Source organism: Rhodococcus sp. NyZ502 (assembly GCF_041464245.1).
Classification (GTDB): domain Bacteria; phylum Actinomycetota; class Actinomycetes; order Mycobacteriales; family Mycobacteriaceae; genus Rhodococcus_F; species Rhodococcus_F qingshengii.
On the sequence record NZ_CP167155.1, the window covers coordinates 1,722,084 to 1,742,974 of the forward strand.

The 20,891-nt window shown below is 62.8% G+C and carries 25 protein-coding genes; 23 read left to right on the forward strand and 2 right to left on the reverse strand.

Annotation, left to right across the window (positions count from 1 at the left end):
• Positions 1 to 2 precede the first annotated feature (2 nt).
• The 4 genes from ACBG85_RS08150 (at position 3) to ACBG85_RS08165 (ending at position 2,970) form a co-directional block, all read left to right on the forward strand.
• On the forward strand, positions 3 to 239 hold the full coding sequence (locus ACBG85_RS08150) for a helix-turn-helix domain-containing protein (protein WP_003941845.1): 237 nt from the start codon (positions 3 to 5) through the stop codon (positions 237 to 239).
• A 244-nt stretch (positions 240 to 483) separates the two neighbouring features.
• On the forward strand, positions 484 to 585 hold the full coding sequence (locus ACBG85_RS08155; RefSeq protein ID WP_003402602.1) for a 30S ribosomal protein bS22: 102 nt from the start codon (positions 484 to 486) through the stop codon (positions 583 to 585).
• A gap of 217 nt (positions 586 to 802) precedes the next feature.
• On the forward strand, positions 803 to 1,936 hold the full coding sequence (locus tag ACBG85_RS08160; protein ID WP_007735316.1) for an NAD-dependent epimerase/dehydratase family protein: 1,134 nt from the start codon (positions 803 to 805) through the stop codon (positions 1,934 to 1,936).
• Positions 1,933 to 2,970, forward strand: coding sequence for a lysophospholipid acyltransferase family protein (locus tag ACBG85_RS08165; protein WP_007735315.1), 1,038 nt, complete (start codon positions 1,933 to 1,935; stop codon positions 2,968 to 2,970). The genes ACBG85_RS08160 and ACBG85_RS08165 overlap by 4 nt, the downstream gene beginning before the upstream one ends.
• Positions 2,971 to 3,009: 39 nt before the next feature.
• Here ACBG85_RS08165 and ACBG85_RS08170 read toward each other — a convergent pair whose 3' ends face one another.
• Entirely contained in the window at positions 3,010 to 4,005 is a 996-nt protein-coding gene (locus tag ACBG85_RS08170; RefSeq protein ID WP_003941873.1) for an HAD family phosphatase, read from the reverse strand.
• 200 nt (positions 4,006 to 4,205) lie between these two features.
• On the opposite strand from ACBG85_RS08170, the gene ACBG85_RS08175 reads away from it, so the two are divergent.
• From ACBG85_RS08175 to ACBG85_RS08230, 12 genes are all read left to right on the forward strand, one after another.
• Positions 4,206 to 4,466 carry a glutaredoxin family protein gene (locus ACBG85_RS08175; RefSeq protein WP_003941953.1) on the forward strand — a complete coding sequence of 87 codons (261 nt, stop codon included), beginning with the start codon at positions 4,206 to 4,208 and terminating at the stop codon, positions 4,464 to 4,466.
• A gap of 140 nt (positions 4,467 to 4,606) precedes the next feature.
• On the forward strand, positions 4,607 to 5,494 hold the full coding sequence (locus ACBG85_RS08180; RefSeq protein WP_007735314.1) for a redox-sensing transcriptional repressor Rex: 888 nt from the start codon (positions 4,607 to 4,609) through the stop codon (positions 5,492 to 5,494).
• The gene (locus ACBG85_RS08185) at positions 5,491 to 6,852 is read left to right on the forward strand and encodes a glutamyl-tRNA reductase (RefSeq protein WP_003941867.1); all 1,362 of its coding nucleotides are present in this window, start codon (positions 5,491 to 5,493) and stop codon (positions 6,850 to 6,852) included. The genes ACBG85_RS08180 and ACBG85_RS08185 overlap by 4 nt, the downstream gene beginning before the upstream one ends.
• Positions 6,849 to 7,823 carry a hydroxymethylbilane synthase gene (gene hemC, locus ACBG85_RS08190; RefSeq protein WP_065455925.1) on the forward strand — a complete coding sequence of 325 codons (975 nt, stop codon included), beginning with the start codon at positions 6,849 to 6,851 and terminating at the stop codon, positions 7,821 to 7,823. Before ACBG85_RS08185 ends, hemC begins: the two co-directional genes overlap by 4 nt.
• A 60-nt stretch (positions 7,824 to 7,883) precedes the next feature.
• The gene (locus ACBG85_RS08195; protein ID WP_003941969.1) at positions 7,884 to 9,446 is read left to right on the forward strand and encodes a bifunctional uroporphyrinogen-III C-methyltransferase/uroporphyrinogen-III synthase; all 1,563 of its coding nucleotides are present in this window, start codon (positions 7,884 to 7,886) and stop codon (positions 9,444 to 9,446) included.
• A 75-nt stretch (positions 9,447 to 9,521) separates the two neighbouring features.
• A complete protein-coding gene (gene hemB, locus ACBG85_RS08200; RefSeq protein ID WP_007735309.1) occupies positions 9,522 to 10,496 on the forward strand; it encodes a porphobilinogen synthase in 975 nt (324 codons plus the stop codon).
• Positions 10,497 to 10,545: 49 nt separating this feature from the next.
• Positions 10,546 to 11,208 (forward strand): hypothetical protein, encoded by a 663-nt coding sequence (locus ACBG85_RS08205; RefSeq protein ID WP_003942024.1) that lies wholly within the window; start codon positions 10,546 to 10,548, stop codon positions 11,206 to 11,208.
• 57 nt (positions 11,209 to 11,265) lie between these two features.
• Positions 11,266 to 11,421, forward strand: coding sequence for a hypothetical protein (locus tag ACBG85_RS08210; RefSeq protein ID WP_372027045.1), 156 nt, complete (start codon positions 11,266 to 11,268; stop codon positions 11,419 to 11,421).
• Between the two features lie 15 nt (positions 11,422 to 11,436).
• The gene (locus ACBG85_RS08215) at positions 11,437 to 11,874 is read left to right on the forward strand and encodes a hypothetical protein (protein WP_003942066.1); all 438 of its coding nucleotides are present in this window, start codon (positions 11,437 to 11,439) and stop codon (positions 11,872 to 11,874) included.
• The gene (locus ACBG85_RS08220; RefSeq protein ID WP_003941872.1) at positions 11,867 to 12,382 is read left to right on the forward strand and encodes a hypothetical protein; all 516 of its coding nucleotides are present in this window, start codon (positions 11,867 to 11,869) and stop codon (positions 12,380 to 12,382) included. Before ACBG85_RS08215 ends, ACBG85_RS08220 begins: the two co-directional genes overlap by 8 nt.
• Complete coding sequence (locus tag ACBG85_RS08225) at positions 12,375 to 12,647, forward strand: hypothetical protein (RefSeq protein WP_007735305.1); 273 nt, start codon at positions 12,375 to 12,377, stop codon at positions 12,645 to 12,647. Before ACBG85_RS08220 ends, ACBG85_RS08225 begins: the two co-directional genes overlap by 8 nt.
• Before the next feature lie 31 nt (positions 12,648 to 12,678).
• Complete coding sequence (locus tag ACBG85_RS08230; RefSeq protein ID WP_003942012.1) at positions 12,679 to 12,960, forward strand: metal-sensitive transcriptional regulator; 282 nt, start codon at positions 12,679 to 12,681, stop codon at positions 12,958 to 12,960.
• A 12-nt stretch (positions 12,961 to 12,972) separates the two neighbouring features.
• Here ACBG85_RS08230 and ACBG85_RS08235 read toward each other — a convergent pair whose 3' ends face one another.
• A complete protein-coding gene (locus ACBG85_RS08235) occupies positions 12,973 to 13,584 on the reverse strand; it encodes a TetR/AcrR family transcriptional regulator (RefSeq protein WP_003942004.1) in 612 nt (203 codons plus the stop codon).
• Positions 13,585 to 13,838: 254 nt separating this feature from the next.
• Between ACBG85_RS08235 and ACBG85_RS08240 the strand changes: the two genes are divergently transcribed.
• The 7 genes from ACBG85_RS08240 to ACBG85_RS08270 all read left to right on the forward strand — a co-directional run bounded on the left by ACBG85_RS08240 (position 13,839) and on the right by ACBG85_RS08270 (position 20,876).
• On the forward strand, positions 13,839 to 14,585 hold the full coding sequence (locus ACBG85_RS08240) for a 3'(2'),5'-bisphosphate nucleotidase CysQ (RefSeq protein WP_064074197.1): 747 nt from the start codon (positions 13,839 to 13,841) through the stop codon (positions 14,583 to 14,585).
• Positions 14,582 to 15,487 carry a sulfate adenylyltransferase subunit CysD gene (gene cysD / locus ACBG85_RS08245; protein ID WP_073512136.1) on the forward strand — a complete coding sequence of 302 codons (906 nt, stop codon included), beginning with the start codon at positions 14,582 to 14,584 and terminating at the stop codon, positions 15,485 to 15,487. Before ACBG85_RS08240 ends, cysD begins: the two co-directional genes overlap by 4 nt.
• The gene (cysN, locus tag ACBG85_RS08250; RefSeq protein WP_083059027.1) at positions 15,487 to 17,388 is read left to right on the forward strand and encodes a sulfate adenylyltransferase subunit CysN; all 1,902 of its coding nucleotides are present in this window, start codon (positions 15,487 to 15,489) and stop codon (positions 17,386 to 17,388) included. The genes cysD and cysN overlap by 1 nt, the downstream gene beginning before the upstream one ends.
• Positions 17,389 to 17,412: 24 nt before the next feature.
• Positions 17,413 to 17,772 carry a nuclear transport factor 2 family protein gene (locus tag ACBG85_RS08255; protein ID WP_064113991.1) on the forward strand — a complete coding sequence of 120 codons (360 nt, stop codon included), beginning with the start codon at positions 17,413 to 17,415 and terminating at the stop codon, positions 17,770 to 17,772.
• Complete coding sequence (locus tag ACBG85_RS08260) at positions 17,766 to 18,557, forward strand: SDR family oxidoreductase (RefSeq protein WP_064113990.1); 792 nt, start codon at positions 17,766 to 17,768, stop codon at positions 18,555 to 18,557. Before ACBG85_RS08255 ends, ACBG85_RS08260 begins: the two co-directional genes overlap by 7 nt.
• Positions 18,558 to 18,579: 22 nt before the next feature.
• The gene (locus tag ACBG85_RS08265) at positions 18,580 to 19,725 is read left to right on the forward strand and encodes a sulfotransferase (protein ID WP_372027049.1); all 1,146 of its coding nucleotides are present in this window, start codon (positions 18,580 to 18,582) and stop codon (positions 19,723 to 19,725) included.
• An 89-nt stretch (positions 19,726 to 19,814) separates the two neighbouring features.
• Complete coding sequence (locus tag ACBG85_RS08270) at positions 19,815 to 20,876, forward strand: DUF1214 domain-containing protein (RefSeq protein ID WP_003941882.1); 1,062 nt, start codon at positions 19,815 to 19,817, stop codon at positions 20,874 to 20,876.
• Positions 20,877 to 20,891: the final 15 nt, after the last annotated feature.

Sequence of the window (20,891 nt, forward strand, 5' to 3'; positions counted from 1 at the left end):
TAATGGTGTCTGCAAACAAGCCGTCCATGGGTTCGTCCCACGACGGAAAGCCGGCAGTGGCCGGCACGCAATTCCTCACTGTTGCTGAGGTAGCAACTTTGATGAGGGTGTCGAAAATGACTGTGTACCGGTTGGTACACAGTGGCGAATTGCCTGCTGTACGAGTGGGCCGTTCGTTCCGTGTACATGCGAAGGCAGTACACGATTACCTCGAAACCTCGTACTTCGATGCCGGCTGACCAGCCGGTTCGAAGAGGATGACCTCGGCGTGAGCCGAGTCGCGGGCACAGTGGTTGCTGTGCCGGAGGCTCGGTTTATGCCGAGTGACTCCACACCGGTACGATGAGTCACTGTCGTACCAGCAAGCTGGTGTCGTAAGGCGCTGAGCTAGTTAAAACGAGGGCCAGGCGCCAATTGCTTGGCGCAGGCGTACGTGACCGGCGTGCGCAGGAACGCTAGAGAAGAACGTGAGGGACACCCGCTATGGGTTCAGTGATCAAGAAGCGTCGCAAGCGCATGTCGAAGAAGAAGCACCGCAAGCTGCTTCGTCGTACCCGAGTACAGCGCAGGAAACTCGGTAAATAAGCAGTACCGGTTGATGCCCGCCACCCCTTCCGGGGTGGCGGGCATCAGCATATTCGGGGGGAAGCGATGTGTGCCACGTCTCATTGGCTGGGCGGTTTGTCTTGAATGGCCGAAATTTGGGTAGTCAGCGCGGGACCCCCTCTGCCCGTAAAGTGGGGGAAAATCGCGGGAGGGACGCTTCGGCAGAGCGCGTTTCTACTGGATATGGGGGTACTTGGTGGTTGAAGGTGACAACACTTCAGGGGGCACGACGCCTCGCGTCGTACTGGTGACCGGGGCGAGCAGATTTCTCGGCGGCTACCTGGTGACCAGGCTTGCGCAGAATCCGTCGATCGAGCGTGTCATCGCCGTCGACGCCGTCAGTCCGAGCAAGGACATGATGCGCAGAATGGGCCGCGCGGAATTCGTGCGAGCAGACATCCGCAATCCGCTGATCGGCAAAGTGATCCGAAACGCCGAGGTCGACACCGTCGTGCACGCGTCGACGCTTCAGAAAGCCCCCAAAGCCGGCAGCCGCGCCGCGATGAAGGACATGAACGTCATCGGCGCCATGCAACTGTTCGCGGTCTGCCAGAAAGCGCCGACGGTTCGCAAGGTGATCCTGCGCTCGGCTTCGGTCGTCTACGGGTGCAGTGCCAAGGATCCCGCTCAGTTCACCGAAGAAATGAGTGCGCGCCGCCGGCCGCCGGGCGGATATGCCCGCGACAGCCTCGAGATCGAGGGATACCTCCGCGGAATGGGGCGTCGGCGCCCGGACATCTCGGTCGGGATTCTGCGGTTGGCGCCGTTGATCGGACCTCAGCTGACTGCAACCGTCGGGCACTACGTCACCGCCCCACTCGTGCCCACCATCGTCGGGCGCAACGCGCGCCTGCAATTGCTCCACGTCGAGGATGCCCTCGCGGCGCTGGAGAAGGCGACCATCGGACACGCTTCGGGTACGTACAACATCGCCGGCGACGGAGTGGTCATGATGTCGCAGGCGATCCGCCGGGCAGGCAGGGTGGAAGTTCCCATGCCGCTCGCTCTGTTCCGCAGCGTCGGGAGCGCGTTGGTGGGGTCGTCCATGAGGCTGTACACCGACGAGCAACTCGAGTACTTCCGGTTCGGCTGCGGACTCGACACCACTCGCATGCGCAGCGAGCTGGGGTTCGAGCCGCGATGGACCACCATGCAAGCACTCGACGATTTCATGCGTGCGATGCAGACGCGCCGGATCATCAAGTCCGAGTGGATCGATCGGGCGGAGAATGCGTTGACCACCATCCTCGGCGGTGACACCGCCGCGGCGGCAACAAGTGCAGACGTGATGCACATGCCGCTGTCGGGACGAAGTGCGGTGAAGGGGTGACTGACGTGGCGAAGGTAATTCCCCTGCGGCCCAGCGCAACTCACACCGGAAAGTCGGCAACTTCCCGTTCGCGTGAGTCCGTCACCGGTGCGGAGCGTGACATCCGTGAACAAAGTGAGCGCCGGCATCCGTCCGGAGTGTCCTCGGCGGCCGACCACGGCGGTGAGAGCACGTTCGTCGATTCGGCCAGGTCGGCGATCGTCGACCAGATCGCCTCGGCAGCAGAATTCCTCCGACGTCGGGTGTCCGGCGACTACGAGGTCGACGAGTTCGGGTTCGACCCGCATTTCGCGGACAACGTCGTCATGCCGATGTTGCGCCCGTTGTTCGAGAAGTGGTTTCGCGTCGAGGTCAGTGGGATCGAGAACATTCCCCTCACCGGGGGAGCGCTTGTGGTCGCCAACCACGCCGGTGTGATCCCGATCGACGGACTGATGACGTCGGTTGCCGTGCACGATCACCATCCAGCGCATCGTCCACTGCGAATGTTGGCTGCGGACATGGCATTCGAGATGCCGGTGGTGGGTGGACTGGCGCGCAAAGCCGGCCATACGTTGGCCTGCAACCCCGACGCCGAGCGTCTGCTCAACGACGGTGAAGTCGCGGCCGTGTTCCCGGAAGGATTCAAGGGCATCGGGAAACCGTTCAGTGAGCGGTACAAGTTGCAGCGGTTCGGGCGCGGTGGCTTCGTGTCGGCCGCAATGCGAACCGGTGTTCCGATCATTCCGTGCTCGATCGTGGGTTCGGAGGAGATCTATCCCAAAATCGGTGATCTCACCACACTCGCACGCGTTCTCGGTCTTCCGTATTTCCCGGTGACACCGCTGTTTCCACACTTCGGGCCGCTCGGCCTGGTTCCGTTGCCGTCGAAGTGGTACATCGAGTTCGGAAAGCCCATCGTCACCGACACCTTCGAGAGCGGTGCCGCCGACGATCCGATGGTCCTGTTCGAGGTCACGGACCACGTCCGGGAAACCATTCAGCAGACGCTGTATCGACTGTTGGCCAAGCGTCGCAACGTCTTTCTCGGCTGAGTTCGGTCCGGATCGCTGCTCGATCCGGACCGAACCCGCTCAGACGTTCTGTTCTTTGCGCCTGGCGAGAATTGCCGCGAGCGCCCCGCCGACCGCTCCGAGCACCAGCGCCGTCGGTACGCCGATCTTGGCGGCCTTTCGCCCGGTGCGGAAATCGCGAACTTCCCACCCGCGGTTCTTCGCGAGTTCACGAAGATCTGCGTCGGGATTGATCGCCACCGGTGTCCCCACCAACGAGAGCATCGGAACGTCGTTGTGGCTGTCGGAGTAGGCGGAACAGCGCTTGAGATTGAGTCCTTCACGCACCGCCAACGTCCGTACGGCGTGCGCCTTGCCCATGCCGTGCAGGATGTCGCCGACGAGTCGGCCGGTGAAGACGCCGTCCTCACTCTCGGCGACAGTGCCCAAGGCGCCGGTCAATCCCAGTTTCTCGGCGATGACCTGAGCCAGTTCGACCGGAGTTGCCGTCACCAACCACACCTGTTGTCCGGCGTCGAGGTGCATCTGGGCCAACGCCCTCGTGCCTGGCCAGATCTTGTCGGCGATGACCTCGTCGTAGATCTCCTCGCCGAGGCGGGCGAGTTCGGCGGTGGATCGACCGGCCACGAAGGACAGTGCTTTCTCGCGGCCTTCGGCGACGTCGTCGCTACTTTCTCGGCCGGTGACTCGGAACTTGATCTGCTTCCACGCGAAATCCACCAGATCCGAGGTCTTGAGATACTTTCGTGCAGCGAGACCACGGGCGAAGTGGATGATCGACGCACCCTGCACCATGGTGTTGTCGACGTCGAAGAATGCGGCGGCCGTGAGGTCGCGCGGAACGGCCGGGGGCTCTTCGCCGGTTTCCGGTTCTGTGGGGTTGGCAGCTTCGTGCAATGCCAGAGCTGCGTCAGCGCTCGCCTCGCCGGCGAGATTGGCTCGAACTTCCGACTCACTCGGGCCCAGCGGATTCTTCACATGGCGACGTCCGGGGAGAATGACCCCGGCAAGCCCTGATCCGAATCCGGAGCCGTTCGGTAGTGATCGCGCAGGCACCCGCACCTCCCGTGTTGCATTCTCGAGCAGAGAACTCTTCGAGTCAGCCTATCCTCCGCGATGAGGCCCGATGGGTTGGATGGTGACCTTCCCTGTGGTGTGTGACGTTCCTCTCCGCCGATTTGGCACCGAGTGGGGCTCCGGAGGCACACTCGACCGATCAAGTAGATGGCGTCCCCGTAGAAGAAAGGTATGCGTCGATGACTGCAGCTACGCATGAAGTGACCCTGTTGACACGCGCAGGATGCGCGTCCTGCGTCGGCGCGGCGGAGGTCCTGCGACGGGTCTGTTCCGAGTTCGAGCTGGAATTGACGTGCATCGACGTGGACGAAGCTGCCGCGACAGATCCAGAGCTGAGAGCGGAGTACGGAGACAGATTGCCCGTCATTCTTCTCGACGGACGCGAGCACGGTTACTGGGAAGTCGACGAGGAGCGCCTTCGTGACGATTTACGCAAGTAAGGCAACCCTCAAAGTTATCCGCGGAGCCGCTTTGCAGGTGAACGGCACATCGAACCCGTCTCGAGCAACTTTGTGCATGGGTTCACAAGCGGTTACCGTGGTGTGAACATTCCCCCGGAGCATCGTGGAGGTCGACAGTCGTGTCGACCGGACGAGGAGCCAGCGACGTGACCGAACCGCACCAGACGCATGAGCCTGTGGCTCAGCGCGTCACCGGCGCTGCGGGCTCTTCCGTCACCGACGCTTCCAGCGCCTCGGTTACCGACCCGATCGCTCAGGATCGCGTCATCCCCCAGGCTACGGTGACGCGCTTGGCCGCATACCTGCGGGTCCTCGGAGTGATGTCCGACCGGGGTACCTCCATCGTCTCGAGCGAGGAACTCGCGCAGGCGTCCGGTGTCGGATCAGCGAAATTGCGTAAGGATCTGTCGTTCCTCGGACCCAACGGTGTCCGCGGCGTCGGGTACGACGTCAACAGGCTCCGCATCCGCATCGAGCGTGCACTCGGACTCGATCGTGGGCACAAGGTCGTTCTCGTCGGAGTCGGAAACCTCGGCAAGGCGCTGGTCGGCTACGGCGGATTCAGCCGCCGCGGTTTCGAGATGGTCGGACTCTTCGACAGTGATGCAGATCGAATCGGAAGCAGAGTCGGGGATCTCGTCGTGCGCAGCACCGAGGAACTGACCGTCGCCTGCCGTGAACTGAATGCGACCATCGGCGTCATCTCCACACCGGACGAGGCAGCTCAGGGCGTGTGCGACCAGTTCGTCAGCGCCGGGCTGCGCTGCATCATGAGTTTTTCGCCGATCGCCCTCGACGTTCCCGATCACGTGGAACTGCGACGTGTAGATCTAGCCGTCGAGATGCAGGTTCTCTCCTTCAACAGTGCGCGCAATGCCGATCAGGCATCCAGCGCGCCGCGAGTACGAGTGGCTCACGCCGCATCCGCTTCGTCAGTCCCATCCACCAGTTCACCCGCTCCGGTCGGAGCAGGTTCGACAAGAAACGGATCAGTGATCGCGCCGTGAGTGTTCTGCTTGTCGGGGTCTCGCATCGAACCGCGCCCGTCCCGGTGCTCGAGCGAGTAGCTGTCACCGACACCGATCGTCCGAAGCTGATCGACAAGCTTCTGGCGTCTTCGCACATCTCCGAAGCGATGATCGTCTCCACCTGTAACCGGGTGGAGGTCTACGCGGTGGTGGACGCGTTCCACGGTGCACTCACCGAGGTCGGTGAAATCCTGGCCGACCATTCGGGTCTCGACCTGACAGCGCTGCACGCTCACGCGTACGTCCGCTACAGCGAAGCAGCCGTCGAGCACCTCTTCGCGGTGGCCAGCGGCCTCGATTCCATGGTGATCGGCGAACAGCAGATCCTCGGCCAGATCCGTTCGGCCTACGCATCTTCGGATGCGCAGCAGGCCGCCGGACGCGTCGTCCACGAACTGGCTCAGCAGGCACTGCGCGTCGGCAAGCGAGTGCATTCCGAAACCGGAATCGACTCCGCCGGAGCATCAGTCGTGTCGGTGGCTCTCGATCGTGCAGCGGGCATCATCGGTGAGGGCGGCCTGGTCGGCCGCACTGCCGTGGTTGTCGGTGCAGGCTCGATGGGCGGTCTGTCGGTTGCGCATCTCACCCGCGCCGGAATCGCACGCATCGTCGTCGTCAACCGGACACAGGAACGCGCCGAGCACCTGGCAGAGACGGCACGCTCCAACGGCGTCGACGCCGACGGTGTTGCCTTCGATCAGCTTTCGGCCGCGATGGCGCAGGCAGATGTCATGGTGACCTGTACCGGCGCGGTCGGGGCAGTGGTCACCCTGGCGGATGTGCACCGCGCACTCGCCGAGCCCGATCGCGACAACACCAAGCACCTCGTCATCTGCGACCTCGGGCTGCCGCGCGACATCGATCCCGCCGTCGCCGGCCTGCCGGGTGTGACCGTTCTCGACATGGAGACGCTGCAGCGTGATCCAGCGGCGGGCGCAGCCGCTTCCGACGCAGATGCCGCACGCACCATCGTCGCCGGTGAGCTTGCGACCTACCTTGCCGGACAGCGCCTCGCCGAGGTCACTCCGACCGTGACGGCTTTGCGTCAGCGCGCCGCCGACGTCGTCGAAGCCGAACTGATGCGGCTCGATTCGCGTCTGCCCGGCCTGGATGATCCGCAGCGCGACGAGGTTGCGCGCACCGTGCGCCGCGTCGTGGACAAGCTTCTCCACGCCCCGACCGTGCGCGTCAAGCAACTGGCGTCGGCCCCCGGCGGCGACTCCTACGCGGCAGCGCTGCGCGAACTCTTCGAACTCAGCCCCGGATCTCCCGCGGCCGTGGCCACACCCACCGATCTGGTGGACGGCGACCGCACTGGAAGGGACCTGCAGGCATGAGCGTCACCACCCCTCGATCGGGGAGCCCGCTGCGGATCGGCACTCGCGGAAGTCTTCTCGCGACCACGCAAGCCGGTACCGTGCGCGATGCCCTCGTTGCGGCCGGACATCCCGCCGAGTTGGTCATCATCAAGACCAAGGGCGACCAGTCCACCGATCCCGTCCAGAAGATCGGCGTCGGAGTGTTCACGGCAGAGCTTCGAGAAGCCTTGCTGGACAACCGCGTCGACGTTGCGGTGCATTCCTACAAGGACTTACCGACCGCGCAGGACCCGCGTTTCGTCATCGCGGCGATTCCGCCACGCGAAGATCCGCGTGACGCGCTCGTCGCCCGTGACGGTCTGGTCCTCGGGGAGCTTCCGGCCGGTTCCAAGGTGGGAACCTCCGCGCCGCGCCGTGTTTCGCAGCTGAAGGCACTCGGTCTCGGCCTCGACATCGTGCCGTTGCGGGGCAACCTGCAGCGCCGTCTCGGCAAGGTCGAATCCGGTGAACTCGACGCCGTGATCCTCGCTCGCGCCGGCCTGTCCCGTATCGGGCTGCTCGATCTCATCACCGAGAATATCGAGCCCGTGCAGATGCTCCCCGCTCCGGCGCAGGGTGCCCTGGCCGTCGAATGCCTTTCTGCCAATGCGGAATTGGCGGCGATCCTCGCCGAGCACGACGACGCGGGTACCCGGGCGGCAGTTACTGCCGAGCGCGCCCTGCTCGCCGAGTTGGAAGCCGGCTGCACCGCTCCGGTGGGAGCGATCGCGGAGATCGTCGAATCCCTCGACGACGACGGCAGAATCTTCGACGAACTGTCGGTACGCGGCTGCGCAGCCGCCATCGACGGTTCGGACGTCATCCGTACCGGCGCAGTGGGTGCGCCGGACAAGGCCGAGGAACTCGGCCGAGCGGTAGCGCGCGAGTTACTCGAACTCGGCGCCCGCGAGTTGATGAACGTGACTACAGGCGAGGCAGCCGATGTTTGACGCCCCACTTTGCACTTGCACCAAGTTCCCATTTCGATACAGCGCACTGGAGAATCACCGATGACCCGAGTCCGAAAGAACACTCCCGGACGGATCCTGTTCGTGGGATCGGGACCGGGCGACCCCGCCCTGCTCACCGTTCGCGCACGTGACGTCCTCACCGGCGCCGCAATGGCATTCACCGATCCGGATGTAGACAAGGGCGTCGTCGCACTCGTCGGCATCGACATGGGCCGCGACGAGGAGACCGGCGAGCTGATCGCGGACGTGCGTCCGGCACTCGGCGAGCCTGCCGAGGTTGCAAAGACATTGGTGCACGAGGCCAAGAACGGCCACGACGTCGTGCGTCTGGTCTCCGGCGACCCGCTGACCACGGATTCCGTGATCGCAGAGGTCACCGCAGTCGCCCGTACGCAGGTTCAGTTCGAGGTTCTCCCGGGTCTGCCTTCGGGTTCGGCTGTGCCGAGCTACGCCGGCATGGCGCTCGGCTCGGGTCACACCGAGGCCGACGTTCGCGGTGAAGTCGACTGGGCTGCTCTGGCCGCTGCACCGGGACCGCTTGTCCTGCACGCGACGTCCGGACATCTCGCCGAGACCGCCAGCGCGCTGGTCGAGAACGGCTTGGCCCCGCAGACGCCTGCTGCGATCACCGTCCGCGGTACCACTCGTCAGCAGCGAACCGTCGAGGCAACTCTCGCGACGCTCAACGAAGCCGGATCCGAACTGGTGGGCTCGCTCATCGTCACCGTCGGCAAGGTTGTCGCGCAGCGCAACAAGATGTCGTGGTGGGAATCGCGCGCTCTGTACGGCTGGACCGTCCTCGTGCCGCGCACCAAGGATCAGGCCGGCGAGATGAGCGACCGTCTGGTCACTCACGGAGCGATCCCGATCGAGGTTCCGACCATCGCCGTCGAGCCGCCTCGCAGCCCGGCTCAGATGGAGCGTTCGGTCAAGGGACTCGTCGACGGTCGCTACCAGTGGGTCGTCTTCACTTCCACGAATGCTGTTCGCGCAGTGTGGGAGAAGTTCGAAGAGTTCGGCCTCGACGCTCGCGCCTTCTCCGGTGTGAAGATCGCCTGCATCGGTGAAGCAACCGCAGCCAAGGTGCGCTCGTTCGGCATCAACCCCGAGCTGATCCCGACCGGTGAGCAGTCCAGCGAAGGCCTGTTGGCCGAATTCGCCCCGTACGACGACGTTTTCGATCCGGTCAACCGGGTTCTGTTGCCGCGGGCGGACATTGCGACCGAAACCCTCGCAGAGGGCCTGCGCGAACGCGGTTGGGAGATCGACGACGTCACCGCCTACCGCACCGTCCGGGCAGCGCCGCCGCCGGCCGAGACCCGCGAGATGATCAAGACCGGTGGATTCGACGCCGTCTGCTTCACCTCGTCCTCGACCGTGCGCAACCTCGTCGGCATCGCCGGCAAGCCGCACGCCCGCACGTTGGTCGCGTGCATCGGCCCGAAGACGGCCGAAACCGCTATCGAGTTCGGTCTGCGCGTCGACGTGCAGCCCGAGACCTCGCAGGTGGGACCGCTGGTGGAGGCTCTCGCCGAGCATGCTGCTCGTCTGCGCGCCGAAGGTGCTTTGCCGCCCCCGCGCAAGAAGTCTCGAAGGCGCTAGCGCACCCGTGAGTGGTTGTGGTGTCTGTGGACTCCACAACCACTCACGGGTTCCGACGAAGGAGGGCTACTTCTCGTGTTTCCCACTCATCGCCCTCGCCGGCTCCGGCGCACTCCTGCGCTCCGGCGACTCGTGGCAGAGACCTCGCTCGAACCCCGGCACCTCGTTTTGCCGATGTTCGTCGCCGACGGCATCGACGCACCGCGTGAGATCAGTTCCATGCCAGGCGTTTTCCAGCACACTCTCGATTCGCTGCGGTCCGCAGCGGTGGAAGCGGTGGAAGCCGGCGTCGGTGGCCTGATGCTGTTCGGTGTCCCGAAGGCGGAGGACAAGGATCCCCAGGGGTCCGGTGCCTCCGATCCCGACGGAATCCTCAACGTCGGATTGCGCGCTCTGGCAGACGAACTCGGCGATTCGACGGTCATCATGGCCGATACCTGCCTCGACGAGTTCACCGATCACGGCCATTGCGGCGTGTTGACTGCCGGCGGCGCTGTCGACAACGACGCGACCTTGATCCGATACGTCGAAATGGCTCTCGCACAAGCTGAATCGGGTGCGCACCTGCTCGGTCCCAGCGGCATGATGGACGGTCAGGTGGCTGCGATCCGCGGTGCACTCGATGCTTCGGGGTATGTCGATGTCGGTCAGCTCGCCTATGCCGCGAAATATGCGTCAGCGTTCTACGGGCCGTTCCGTGAAGCCGTCGGATCCTCACTGCAAGGCGACCGTCGTACGTATCAGCAGGACGGCGCCAATCGCCGCGAGTCGATGCGCGAGGTAGACCTCGACGTCGCCGAGGGCGCCGACATGGTGATGGTCAAGCCTGCAATGTCCTACCTGGACATTCTGCGTGAGACCGCCGACCGGTCCCCGGTTCCGGTCGCTGCGTACCAGATCTCGGGGGAGTACTCGATGATCACCGCGGCCGCGCAGAACGGGTGGATCGATCGGGACGCGGCGATTCTCGAATCGCTCATCAGCATTCGCCGCGCCGGTGCCGACGTGGTCCTCACCTACTGGGCGTCGGAAGTTGCCGGATGGCTGTGACGGAGTCACGCATGGTGGCTGCGCCGGTATCGACCGATACGCTGGTGTCATGACCGAGCAGTGGCCGCCGTCGCGCCAGGAACCGCCCCGCCGGGAACCTCCCTACGAGAACCAGCCGTTCGAGAATCAGCCGTACCGCGAACTCGGACCGATGCCGACGGGTCAGATCCCGGGATACGGCCCCGGTTACAACGGATACCCGGGACCTGCGCCGAAACCCGAGCCGCCGACGGACGTCGTGACTGCGATTCAGTTGTGGTGGGCTGTGACGGCGCTGGGGTTGGTCCAGGGCGGCGCGATGATCTGGATGCTGCTCGGGCAGAAGTCGATGTTCGTCGACGAGATGCTCAGAAATCAGGCAGCTGTCGACGCCGGTCTGACGCGTTCCGACGTGGAGGGCATGTTCCCACTGGTCATCGTATTCTCTGCGGTTTTGGTCGTGATCGTCACCGCCGTGTTCCTTCTGTTCGTGCGCGCGATGAGTCGCGGCAAGAACTGGGCTCGAATGTTGCTGACGTTCTGTGGCGTCTTCATGCTGGTCTCCGCGATCCCGGTGATCTTCGGGCTCGGCGGAGACGGCGGCGCGGCCACTCTGCTGTTCGGCGGAGCGGAAATCCTGCAGGCAGTTGCTGCTGTCGGGGCGATCGTGATGATGCACCGAAAAGAGTCCAATCCGTACTTTCTTCGTTTCCCCCCGGCGGGGAACCGGTAGGTAGCTCGGGGTACTGTGAAACGGGTCACTGAAGTAGTAGGGGAGAGGTCGGACGCGATGAGTTCTCAGGAAGCCCTGCGTACGGAAAGCGCCCACGACGCGCCACTGCGCCAACGTGGTTCACGCACCGAAGTGATCTTGTTCGCGATCCTCGGAGCCTCTGTTCTGGTGACACTCCTGATGCTCATGATTCCGGGCATCGTCAGCGGATAGCGCACACTTGAACCCGTGAGTATCTCTACGAAGGTCAGGCGCCCGACGGCTGTCGAGGCAGCATTCTGGCTGTGGATCGCCAGCGCGTTCCTGCTCATACTCTTCGGCCTGATCAATGTCACCAGCGCTTCGTATTCGTTGCGTGAGCAGTTCACCGATCAAGGCGTTTCGGCCGGAAACATCGACATCTACGTCACCTTCGTGCGGGTGTCAGGGCTGGTTCTGCTGTTGACCGGCCTCGCGATCGGCGGCCTCGCCGGTCCCACTCGCGCCGGAAGGGCGTTGTGCCGACGGATCCTGGTGATCGTGTCCGGAGTGTTCGCGGTGCTGCAGATCGCGCTGGTCGTCGCCGGGATCAGTACCGTGCTCGCGCTGGTTGTTCCCGTCATGCTGATCTGTGCCTGCGTCGCGATCTACCGCGACACCACCCGAAGTTGGTTTGCCCGTGGCTGATCGCGCGCCGGAAATCGGCCCGGACGTTCTGTACTACGAACCGGGTTCTCGGTGGTGGGCCATCGCGTTCGGTCCGATCTTCTGCCTGATCGCCTTGGTCATCGAACTGTTCACCGGCCCGGTGGTGCATTGGTTCGGTCTGGCGATGTTCGCCGTGATCCTCACCGGATTGGTCTACGTGCAGGTGATCGCAGCACGGCGGCACGCGAGCGTACTTCTGACCGCGACCACGTTGCGTCAGGGAACCGAAGAGGTGCCGATCACCGAGATCGCCGAGGTGTTCCCGGAGTCCGACGACGCTGCCTACGAGGACGAAATGGAACCGTGGGAAACGGCACGCGCGCTCGGTGAGCTGTCCGGAGTGCCCAGGCGTCGGCACGGTATCGGCTTACGTTTGACCACCGGGGGATTGGTGCGGGCGTGGGCAAAGGACGATCAGGCACTGCGCGAGGCGTTGAGTCAGGTCGTTGTGGTTGGTGTCGAACCGGACGGGTCTGCCGATGACTGAGCCACAGCCATCCCCGCGTGTCGACGTGAAGACGTGGATCGGTGTACTCGGTATCGTCGCCGCAACGATTCTGGCGGTCGTGTGCTGGCGAGCGGGTACGACGACGTCCGACTTCGGACCGATACTGGAGGGCGCTCCACCGTTCGAGAGCACGCACTACGACGGTCTCTGGATCTCGGGCGCCGGGTTGTCGATTCTGGTTGCGGGGCTGATGGCCATCGATGTCGTGCGCCGCGTCCGGGTGGGCTTCGTCGCATCGCAGTAGCCCTCATACGGGTAGGGGGTATAGTTGCGGTATGAGTAGTTACAGCCCCGAGCAGGACGATCTGCTCAAGCGCCTTCGTCGTATCGAAGGTCAGGTAGCCGGAATTTCACGCATGGTCGCAGACGACCGGTACTGCATCGACGTGCTCACCCAGGTATCCGCCGCGACGAGCGCGTTGCAGTCCGTGTCCCTGAAGCTTCTCGACGCCCACCTTGCGGGTTGCGTCGTCGAAGCTGCCAAGCAGGGTGGTCCGGAAGCGGACGTCAAGATCAAGGAAGCTCAGGCGGCCATCGCTCGCCTCGTTCGTTCGTAAGGTGTCGGTCCGTCACTCCGTGATGGACCGCGCGAGCGCCCGGGCGGAGAAGCTCACGAAGTACTCGGGTGTGACTTCTTTGGCGATGTTGATGACGATGGTGTCCGACAGGCCTTTGAGTCCGGAGAGCACGAGATGGATCAACGCGGGGTCGTCGATCAACCGGCTCCCTTCGGCTGCAGCAGATTCGGTGAGCGCTCGAATCAATGCCGAGTTGTAGACCGCTACGGATGCGTGAAGTTCCCGCATGCTTTCTCGGTCGGACCCGGCCATGCCTTCGATGTCGCGCCAAGTCGTGGTGAGTCGACCCACCCGTGCCCAGTGCCGAGCAAACTCGGAAATCATGGACTCGAGTAAGGCGCTCAGTCCCTGCTCGCGGGGGAGCGAGTTCACGAAGTCCGCCATTTCCAGCTGACTTTCGCTGAGGAGGGCGGCGAAGATGTCCTGCTTGTCGACGAAGTACTGGTAGATCAGGCCAGTGCTGGTGCCGGCTCGTTTGGCGACAGCGCGGATCGTGAGCGCGGAGTAGCCTCCTTCGTCCAGAAGCGAGATCGCCGCGTCGAGAGTTCGGCGTCGACGCACTTCGGCGTCGCCGTAGATCGACTTGCTGCTGGTACTGCTCATTTGATCACCGTAGTCGCGGTGGTCGGCATCCTCAATTCACATCGAACACTGTTCGTTGTCGAGCGCCGTCCAGAATTCGATGTGACCCAGATCATAGAATGAACATTGTTCGAAATAGAATGAACATCGTTCATTCTGGTGTTACGGTATGGCGCAGACCACATCGAGGCCAGTGCAAAGTGCTGGACACTCTGCGGTCGGCCTGACCTTTCTTCCCGTATCGATCGGGAGGTCTACACAGTTGTGGAGTACCTATGACACGCACTAACGATGAACGCGCGGCGATCGACATCGCCGCTGCGGCTGGAGAACTTCTGCTCGACCATCGGAAATCCCTCGGCGAAAACGACGGTGATGTCGCGACTTTCAAGAACGCGGCCGATCGGCTCAGTCACGAATTCATCGTCGCCGAACTTGCCCGACGCTTTCCTGCGGATGCAGTGCTGTCGGAGGAAGGGGCTGACGACCTCGCGAGGCTGGCTGCGGATCGGGTGTGGATCGTCGACCCTCTCGACGGCACCCGTGAGTACGGCGAGGCCGGACGACCGGACTGGGCCGTTCATGTTGCACTGACCGAAAACGGTGTCCTCACAACCGGTGCGGTCGCAATGCCTGCCCTTGGCGTCACCTATTCGAGCAGCGATGATCGAACCGAACGGGATGCCGCGACGCCGGTTCGAGTCGTCGTATCGCGGACGCGTCGTCCGGAACCGGTCATGCGCATGGCCGACTCGATGGGCGCGGAGTTGATCGAAATGGGATCCGCCGGAGCCAAAGCAATGGCGGTCGTCTCGGGTGAGGCAGACATCTATGCACATGCGGGCGGACAGTACGAGTGGGATTCGGCGGCGCCCGTTGCTGTCGCACGTGCTGCGGGACTGCATGTTTCGCGTATCGATGGCAGCGAACTGCGCTACAACCAGGAAAACCCGTGGTTGCCGGATCTGCTGATCTGCCGACCAGAACTCGCCCCGAAAGCACTGGAGGAACTGGGCCGATGACCGCGACACTGACGCACCTCGAACGACTCGAAGCCGAGAGCATTCACATCATGCGTGAAGCTGTTGCCCAGAGCGAGAACCCGGTGATGTTGTACTCGGTGGGCAAGGACTCCGCCGTGATGCTGCATCTGGCGCGCAAGGCCTTCTATCCGTCGAAGCTGCCGTTTCCGCTTCTGCACGTCGATACCACGTGGAAGTTCCGTGAAATGTACAAACTTCGTGACAGTACCGCTGCTGCAGGCGATCTCGATCTGATCGTCCACACCAACCCGGACTGCGTGAGGCAGGGGATCAACCCGTTCACTCACGGCAGCGCTGTCCATACCGACATGTGGAAGACCGAAGGCCTCAAACAAGCCCTCGATCACTACAAGTTCGACGCTGCATTCGGCGGCGCCCGCCGTGACGAAGAAAAATCCCGCGCCAAGGAACGCATCTTCTCGATCCGATCAGCTGCGCACCGTTGGGATCCCAAGCAGCAGCGACCGGAACTGTGGCGGATGTACAACGTCCGCAAAGCGCCGGGCGAGAGCCTGCGCGTCTTCCCTCTCTCGAACTGGACCGAGCTGGATGTGTGGGAATACATACGCCAGGAAGAGATTTCGATCGTTCCGCTGTATTTTGCCGACAAGCGGCCCGTCGTAGAGCGGGACGGTGCGCTGATCATGGTCGACGACGACCGGATGCCGTTACTGCCGGGAGAGACCCCGGAACTCAAGAGCGTTCGTTTCCGCACCCTCGGCTGCTACCCGCTGACCGGAGCCGTCGAATCGACCGCCACGAGCCTGACCGAGATCATCTCGGAAATGTTGCTCACCACCACTTCCGAACGCCAGGGACGGGTCATCGACCACGACTCCAGTGCGTCGATGGAAAAGAAGAAGCAAGAGGGGTACTTCTGATGACTGTTTCCTCGGATCTGATCGCTGACGACATCGAGGCGTACCTCGAACGTCATGCAAACAAGAGCATGCTGCGATTCATCACGTGCGGCAGCGTCGACGACGGCAAGAGCACCTTGATCGGCCGTCTGCTCTACGAATCGAAACTCGTCTTCGACGACCAGTTGACGGCGCTCGAAGCCGATTCGCGCAAGAGCGGAACCCAGGGGGAGGGGCTCGATTTCGCGCTCCTGGTCGACGGTCTCGCCGCCGAACGTGAGCAGGGCATCACGATCGACGTCGCCTACCGCTACTTCACGACCGAGCGACGCAAGTTCGTCGTCGCCGATACTCCGGGGCACGAGCAGTACACCCGAAACATGGTGACGGGCGCGTCGACCGCCGATCTTGCTGTGATCCTTGTCGATTCCCGCAAGGGGATACTGACTCAGACCCGCCGGCACTCGTATCTGGTGTCGTTGCTGGGGATCAAGCACGTGGTGCTTGCCGTGAACAAGCTCGACCTCGTCGACTACTCGCAAGAGGTCTTCGATGCCATTACCGCGGATTATGCAGAGTTCGCTCACGAGATCGGTCTGGACGGGTTCGTCGCCATCCCGATGTCGGCATACATGGGTGATAATCTCACCGAGCGCAGTGCGAATACCCCGTGGTACTCCGGACCAAGCCTGATCGAGCATCTCGAAAGCGTGGACATCGACGATGCTGCCGCCGCGGCTCCGTTCCGGATGCCGGTGCAGTGGGTCAACCGGCCGGACCTCGACTTCCGCGGATTCTCCGGCCAGATCGTTTCCGGCACCGTATCTCCCGGAGATCCCATCCGCGTGCTCCCCAGTGGAAAGACGTCCACAGTCGAGCGCATCGTGACCATGGGTGGCGACCTCGACGTTGCCGGTGCGGGCCGCTCGGTCACCATCACGCTCGCCGACGAGATCGACATCAGTCGCGGTGATGTGCTGTCCATCGGCGACAATCCGCCGGCCGTAGCCGATCAGTTCGAGGCCTGCATCGTCTGGATGGGTGAGGCTCCCATGCTGCCCGAACGGCCGTTCCTGTGCCAGATCGGTACCGTCACAGTCACTGCGCGCATCACCAAACCGAAACACAAGATCAACGTCAACACTCTCGAGAAGACCGCAACGACTACTCTCGCGCTCAACGAAATCGGTGTCTGCAACCTCAGTTTCGATCGACCGGTCCCGTTCGACCCGTACGTCGGCAACCGTGACACCGGTAGCTTCATCCTCATCGACCGCCTTACCAACGGCACTGTCGGTGCGGGCATGATCACGCACTCGCTGCGTCGATCGGACAACATTCACTGGCAATCCGTCGACGTCGACGAGGCCGCGCACACCAGGCTCAAGGGACACCAACCCGCAGTTCTGTGGTTCACCGGTCTCTCCGGTTCGGGAAAGTCGACCATCGCGAACGATGTCGAGCGTCAACTGCACGCACTCGGCGCGCACACCTACCTCCTCGACGGAGACAACGTCCGTCACGGGCTGAATCGAGACCTCGGATTCACCGAAGCCGACCGCGTCGAGAACATCCGTCGCGTCACCGAGGTCACCCGACTGATGGCGGACGCCGGTCTGATCGTGCTCGCGTCCTTCATTTCACCGTTCGAGGCCGAGCGTCATGCCGCCCGTGAATTGATCGGCGACGAACAGTTCGTCGAAATCTTCATCGACACCGCTCTTGCCGTCGCAGAGGAGCGAGATCCCAAGGGTCTGTACAAGAAGGCTCGACGGGGCGAGTTGGTGAACTTCACCGGAATCGATTCGCCGTACGAACCGCCGCAGAACCCTGACATTCACATCGACACCAGTGTCACGACGACCGAGGACGCTGCGATCGCGATCGTCGACCATCTCCGCGCCCGCGGAACCATTTCTTGATCCGCCTGAACACGAGGAGCATCCATGCCTGACAGGGCTGAAATAGTTTCTGCTGTAGAAGATTACGTCAAGTGTCTCGGAAGTCACGACGTCGACGGACTGGTTGCGCTGTTTGCGCCCGACGCAGTTCAACACGAACCGCTGGGGGTCCAGACCTACCGCGGAATCGAGGAGATTCGCGAATTCGATACCGCGAACGCGCAGGTCGATTTCACAGTCAGCCTGCTCGGTCCGATTTCGGTGACGGGAAAGTACGCAGCCATGCAGCTTCGGGTGCAGCGCGCCGGTATCCCTGATTTCGCTGCCACCGATGTGTTCGAGTTCGACGAGAACGGCAAGATCATCTCCCTGAGTGTTGTTCTCGATCCGCAGGCGCTGTGCTGACCCATCAGGGCCTGCTGGCAGGCAAGGTTGTCGTCGTCTCGGGAGTGGGCCCGGCACTGGGTCGTTCGATTGCGCTGCAGAGCGCGGCGGCCGGAGCGAAGGTTGTTCTGGCTGCCCGCACACCCGAGCGCTTGGAATCGGTGGCAAGGGAGATTCGAGACCGCGGCGGAATCGCGTTGGCCGTACCGACGAACCTCACCGACGTCGATTCGATCGCTTCGTTGGCGGAGACAACTGTCGCTGAGTTCGGTGCGGCGCATTGCTTGGTGAACAACGCATTTGTTCAACCCGCGCAGGTCCCGCTCCTGGACGCCGACGTGGCGTCCATCCAGTCGGGCATCGACATCAACTTGCTCGCGGCGTTGAACGTCACCAGAGAATTTGCTCCGGCATTGATCGAGTCGCACGGGTCCGTCGTGATGGTCACGTCCATGGTGTTGCGCAACCAGCTTCCCGGGTTCGGGGCCTACCGCATCATGAAATCCGGGCTCCTGGCAATGGCACGCAGTTTGTCGATCGATCTCGGTCCCAAGGGCGTTCGAGTCAATTCGGTTGCTCCCGGCTATATCTGGGCGGACTCGGTCAAGAACATGTTCGAGAAGAAGGCGGCGGAGGCAGGAGTCGACCCCAAGGTGATCTACGACGAGATCGCAGCGGGCGCCGATCTGCGCCGATTGCCGGAGCCAGATGACATCGCAAACGCTGTCGTCTTCCTCCTGTCCGATTCAGCCAGGGCCATCACAGGGCAATGTCTCGACGTCAACTGCGGTCACACGCACCACTGATCAACTCATACAAGGACTAGCCATGACACAGGATTACGACGGCATCGGTTCCATCGATGACCTGCACCAGGCTGCGCGCGAGGCGGCCGGGTACGAAAACTTCGGCAGCGAAAGCTATCTCGAAGGACTTCGAGTTCTCCTCGAGTCGTTCCAGAACGAGGCCGACCTCACTCCTCACGGCAAGGTGATCGCTCGCAAGATGATCGTCGGAGCGCTCGCGGGTCGCCTGACCAGTGAGGCCGGATTCGCGAAATATCCAGAGCACGTAGATGTTCCGATCGAACGCCCGATCTTCGTGGTCGGGTTGACCCGCACCGGCAGCACCGCGCTGCACCGCTTGCTCGGTGCCGACCCAGCGCATCAGGGCGCCGAGATGTGGCTCGCCGAGACGCCGCAGCCGCGCCCCGAGCGCGACAAGTGGTCGGAGAACGAAGATTACGTTCGCTCCGACGCCTTCTACCGTGCTCGCCAGCGTAACGAGGCAGACCTGATGAAGGTTCATTTCATGGGGGCGGAGGAGGTCGAGGAATGCTGGCGGCTGCTGCAGCAGACGATGCTCTCGACCGCGTTCGAGACGGTGGCGTACGTGCCGAGTTACACCCGGTGGCTGGCGGAGCAGGACTGGACCGAAACATATGCGCGGCACAAGAAGAACCTGCAGTTGATCGGGCTGCACGACCAGGACAGACGGTGGGTGCTCAAAAGCCCGAGCCATGTCTTCGCGATCGACGAGATCATGTCGGTCTATCCGGATGCACTGTTCGTTCGGACCTTCCGAGACCCGTTGACATCGATGGCGTCCACCTTCAGCCTCGTCGAGCAGGGCGGACACGACATGTCGAGGGCCTTCGATCGTCCGGCCATCGGGCGCACGCAACTGGAGTTGTGGGCGCGAGGGAATGCGAACTTCAACAATGCCCGTAGCCGTTACAACCCCGATCAGTTCATCGACGTCGACTACAAGGACTTCATCGCCGATGCGGTCGGCACCGTCGAGAAGATCTATGCACAGTTCGCCCTGCCCTTCACAGACGACGCCCGCGCCGCGGTGGAGGCGTCGCATCAGGCCAGCCTTGCCGAGCACCGTCGTCCGTCGCATCGCTATTCGCTCGAGGATTTCGGCGTGAGCGCTGCCGAAGTCGAAGCGAAGTTCGCCACCACATCCTGAAGGCCTCCGGCCCTGTGCGCCTTTTTGGTAGTGCCGACTACCAAAAAGGCGCACAGGGGCGAAGCCCCAACCGAAACAAGGAGATTCACATGAATGCTGTTTGGGAAAAGTTCTGCGCAGATCTGCTCGAGGTCGGAAAGGTCCTGGAAGACGAGATCGTCCCTCAGGATCCGCTGACTCAAGCCGAGGGCGTCCGCTACCTGAGTCGGTTGCTTCGGTACGGCACGATCAACTGTGTCGAGTACACCGATCCGCGGTGGCCGCAGTTCTCGTCGGCTCCGAACCCGAACATGATGACGAAGATCGGTGCCGACAACCCGGACAACGTCTACATGCGCGCCAACATCTCCGGTAAGTACAACTACCGGATCATCGGCACCCGAGGCACCGTCCCGCTGATCACCTTCGGCTCGCGCGTAAATCGGTACCACATCGACGGCACCATGCTGCAGACCGGCGATCTGCATATCCACGACCTCGAGGTCGACGAGAACGGCCGTTTCGAGTTCATCGCGAGCGTCGACAAGCCCGATGAGGGCGCTTGGCTGCCTTTGGCGCCCGACAGCAACCTCATCTCCGTTCGGCAAACTCACCAGGATCGGCGCAACGAGGTCATCGGTGATCTGACCATCGAATGCCTGAACCCGGACGGGGAGTTCGTCCCGTTGACTCCGGAAGAGATCGGCGAGCGCCTCACCAAGTCCGTCGGGATCGTGAAGGGGATGGCGGAGACCTTCCTGGAATGGTCGCGCAAATTCCAGCCGCACACCAACGAGATCTTCGACTGGGGACAGGACTACTTCCAGGACGCCGGCGGCGATCCGACGATCTTCTACTTCCACGGTTACTGGAAGCTCGCCGAAGACGAGGCGTGGGTCATCGAGACCGAGGTTCCGAACTGCGAGTACTTCAACTTCGTGCTGCAGAACTTCTGGGTCGAGTCCCTCGACTACAACCGCACGAACATCTACATCAACAATCACACCGCGAAGCTCAACGACGACGGCACCATGACAATCGTCGTGGCGGCGAAGGATCCGGGTTATGGCAACTGGATCGACACCGATTCGCATGCCGAGGGGACATGGGCGCTGCGCTGGATCAAGGCGGACTCGCACCCGATCCCGACGTCGAAGGTAGTCAAGATCTGACACGCTGACGGAGAT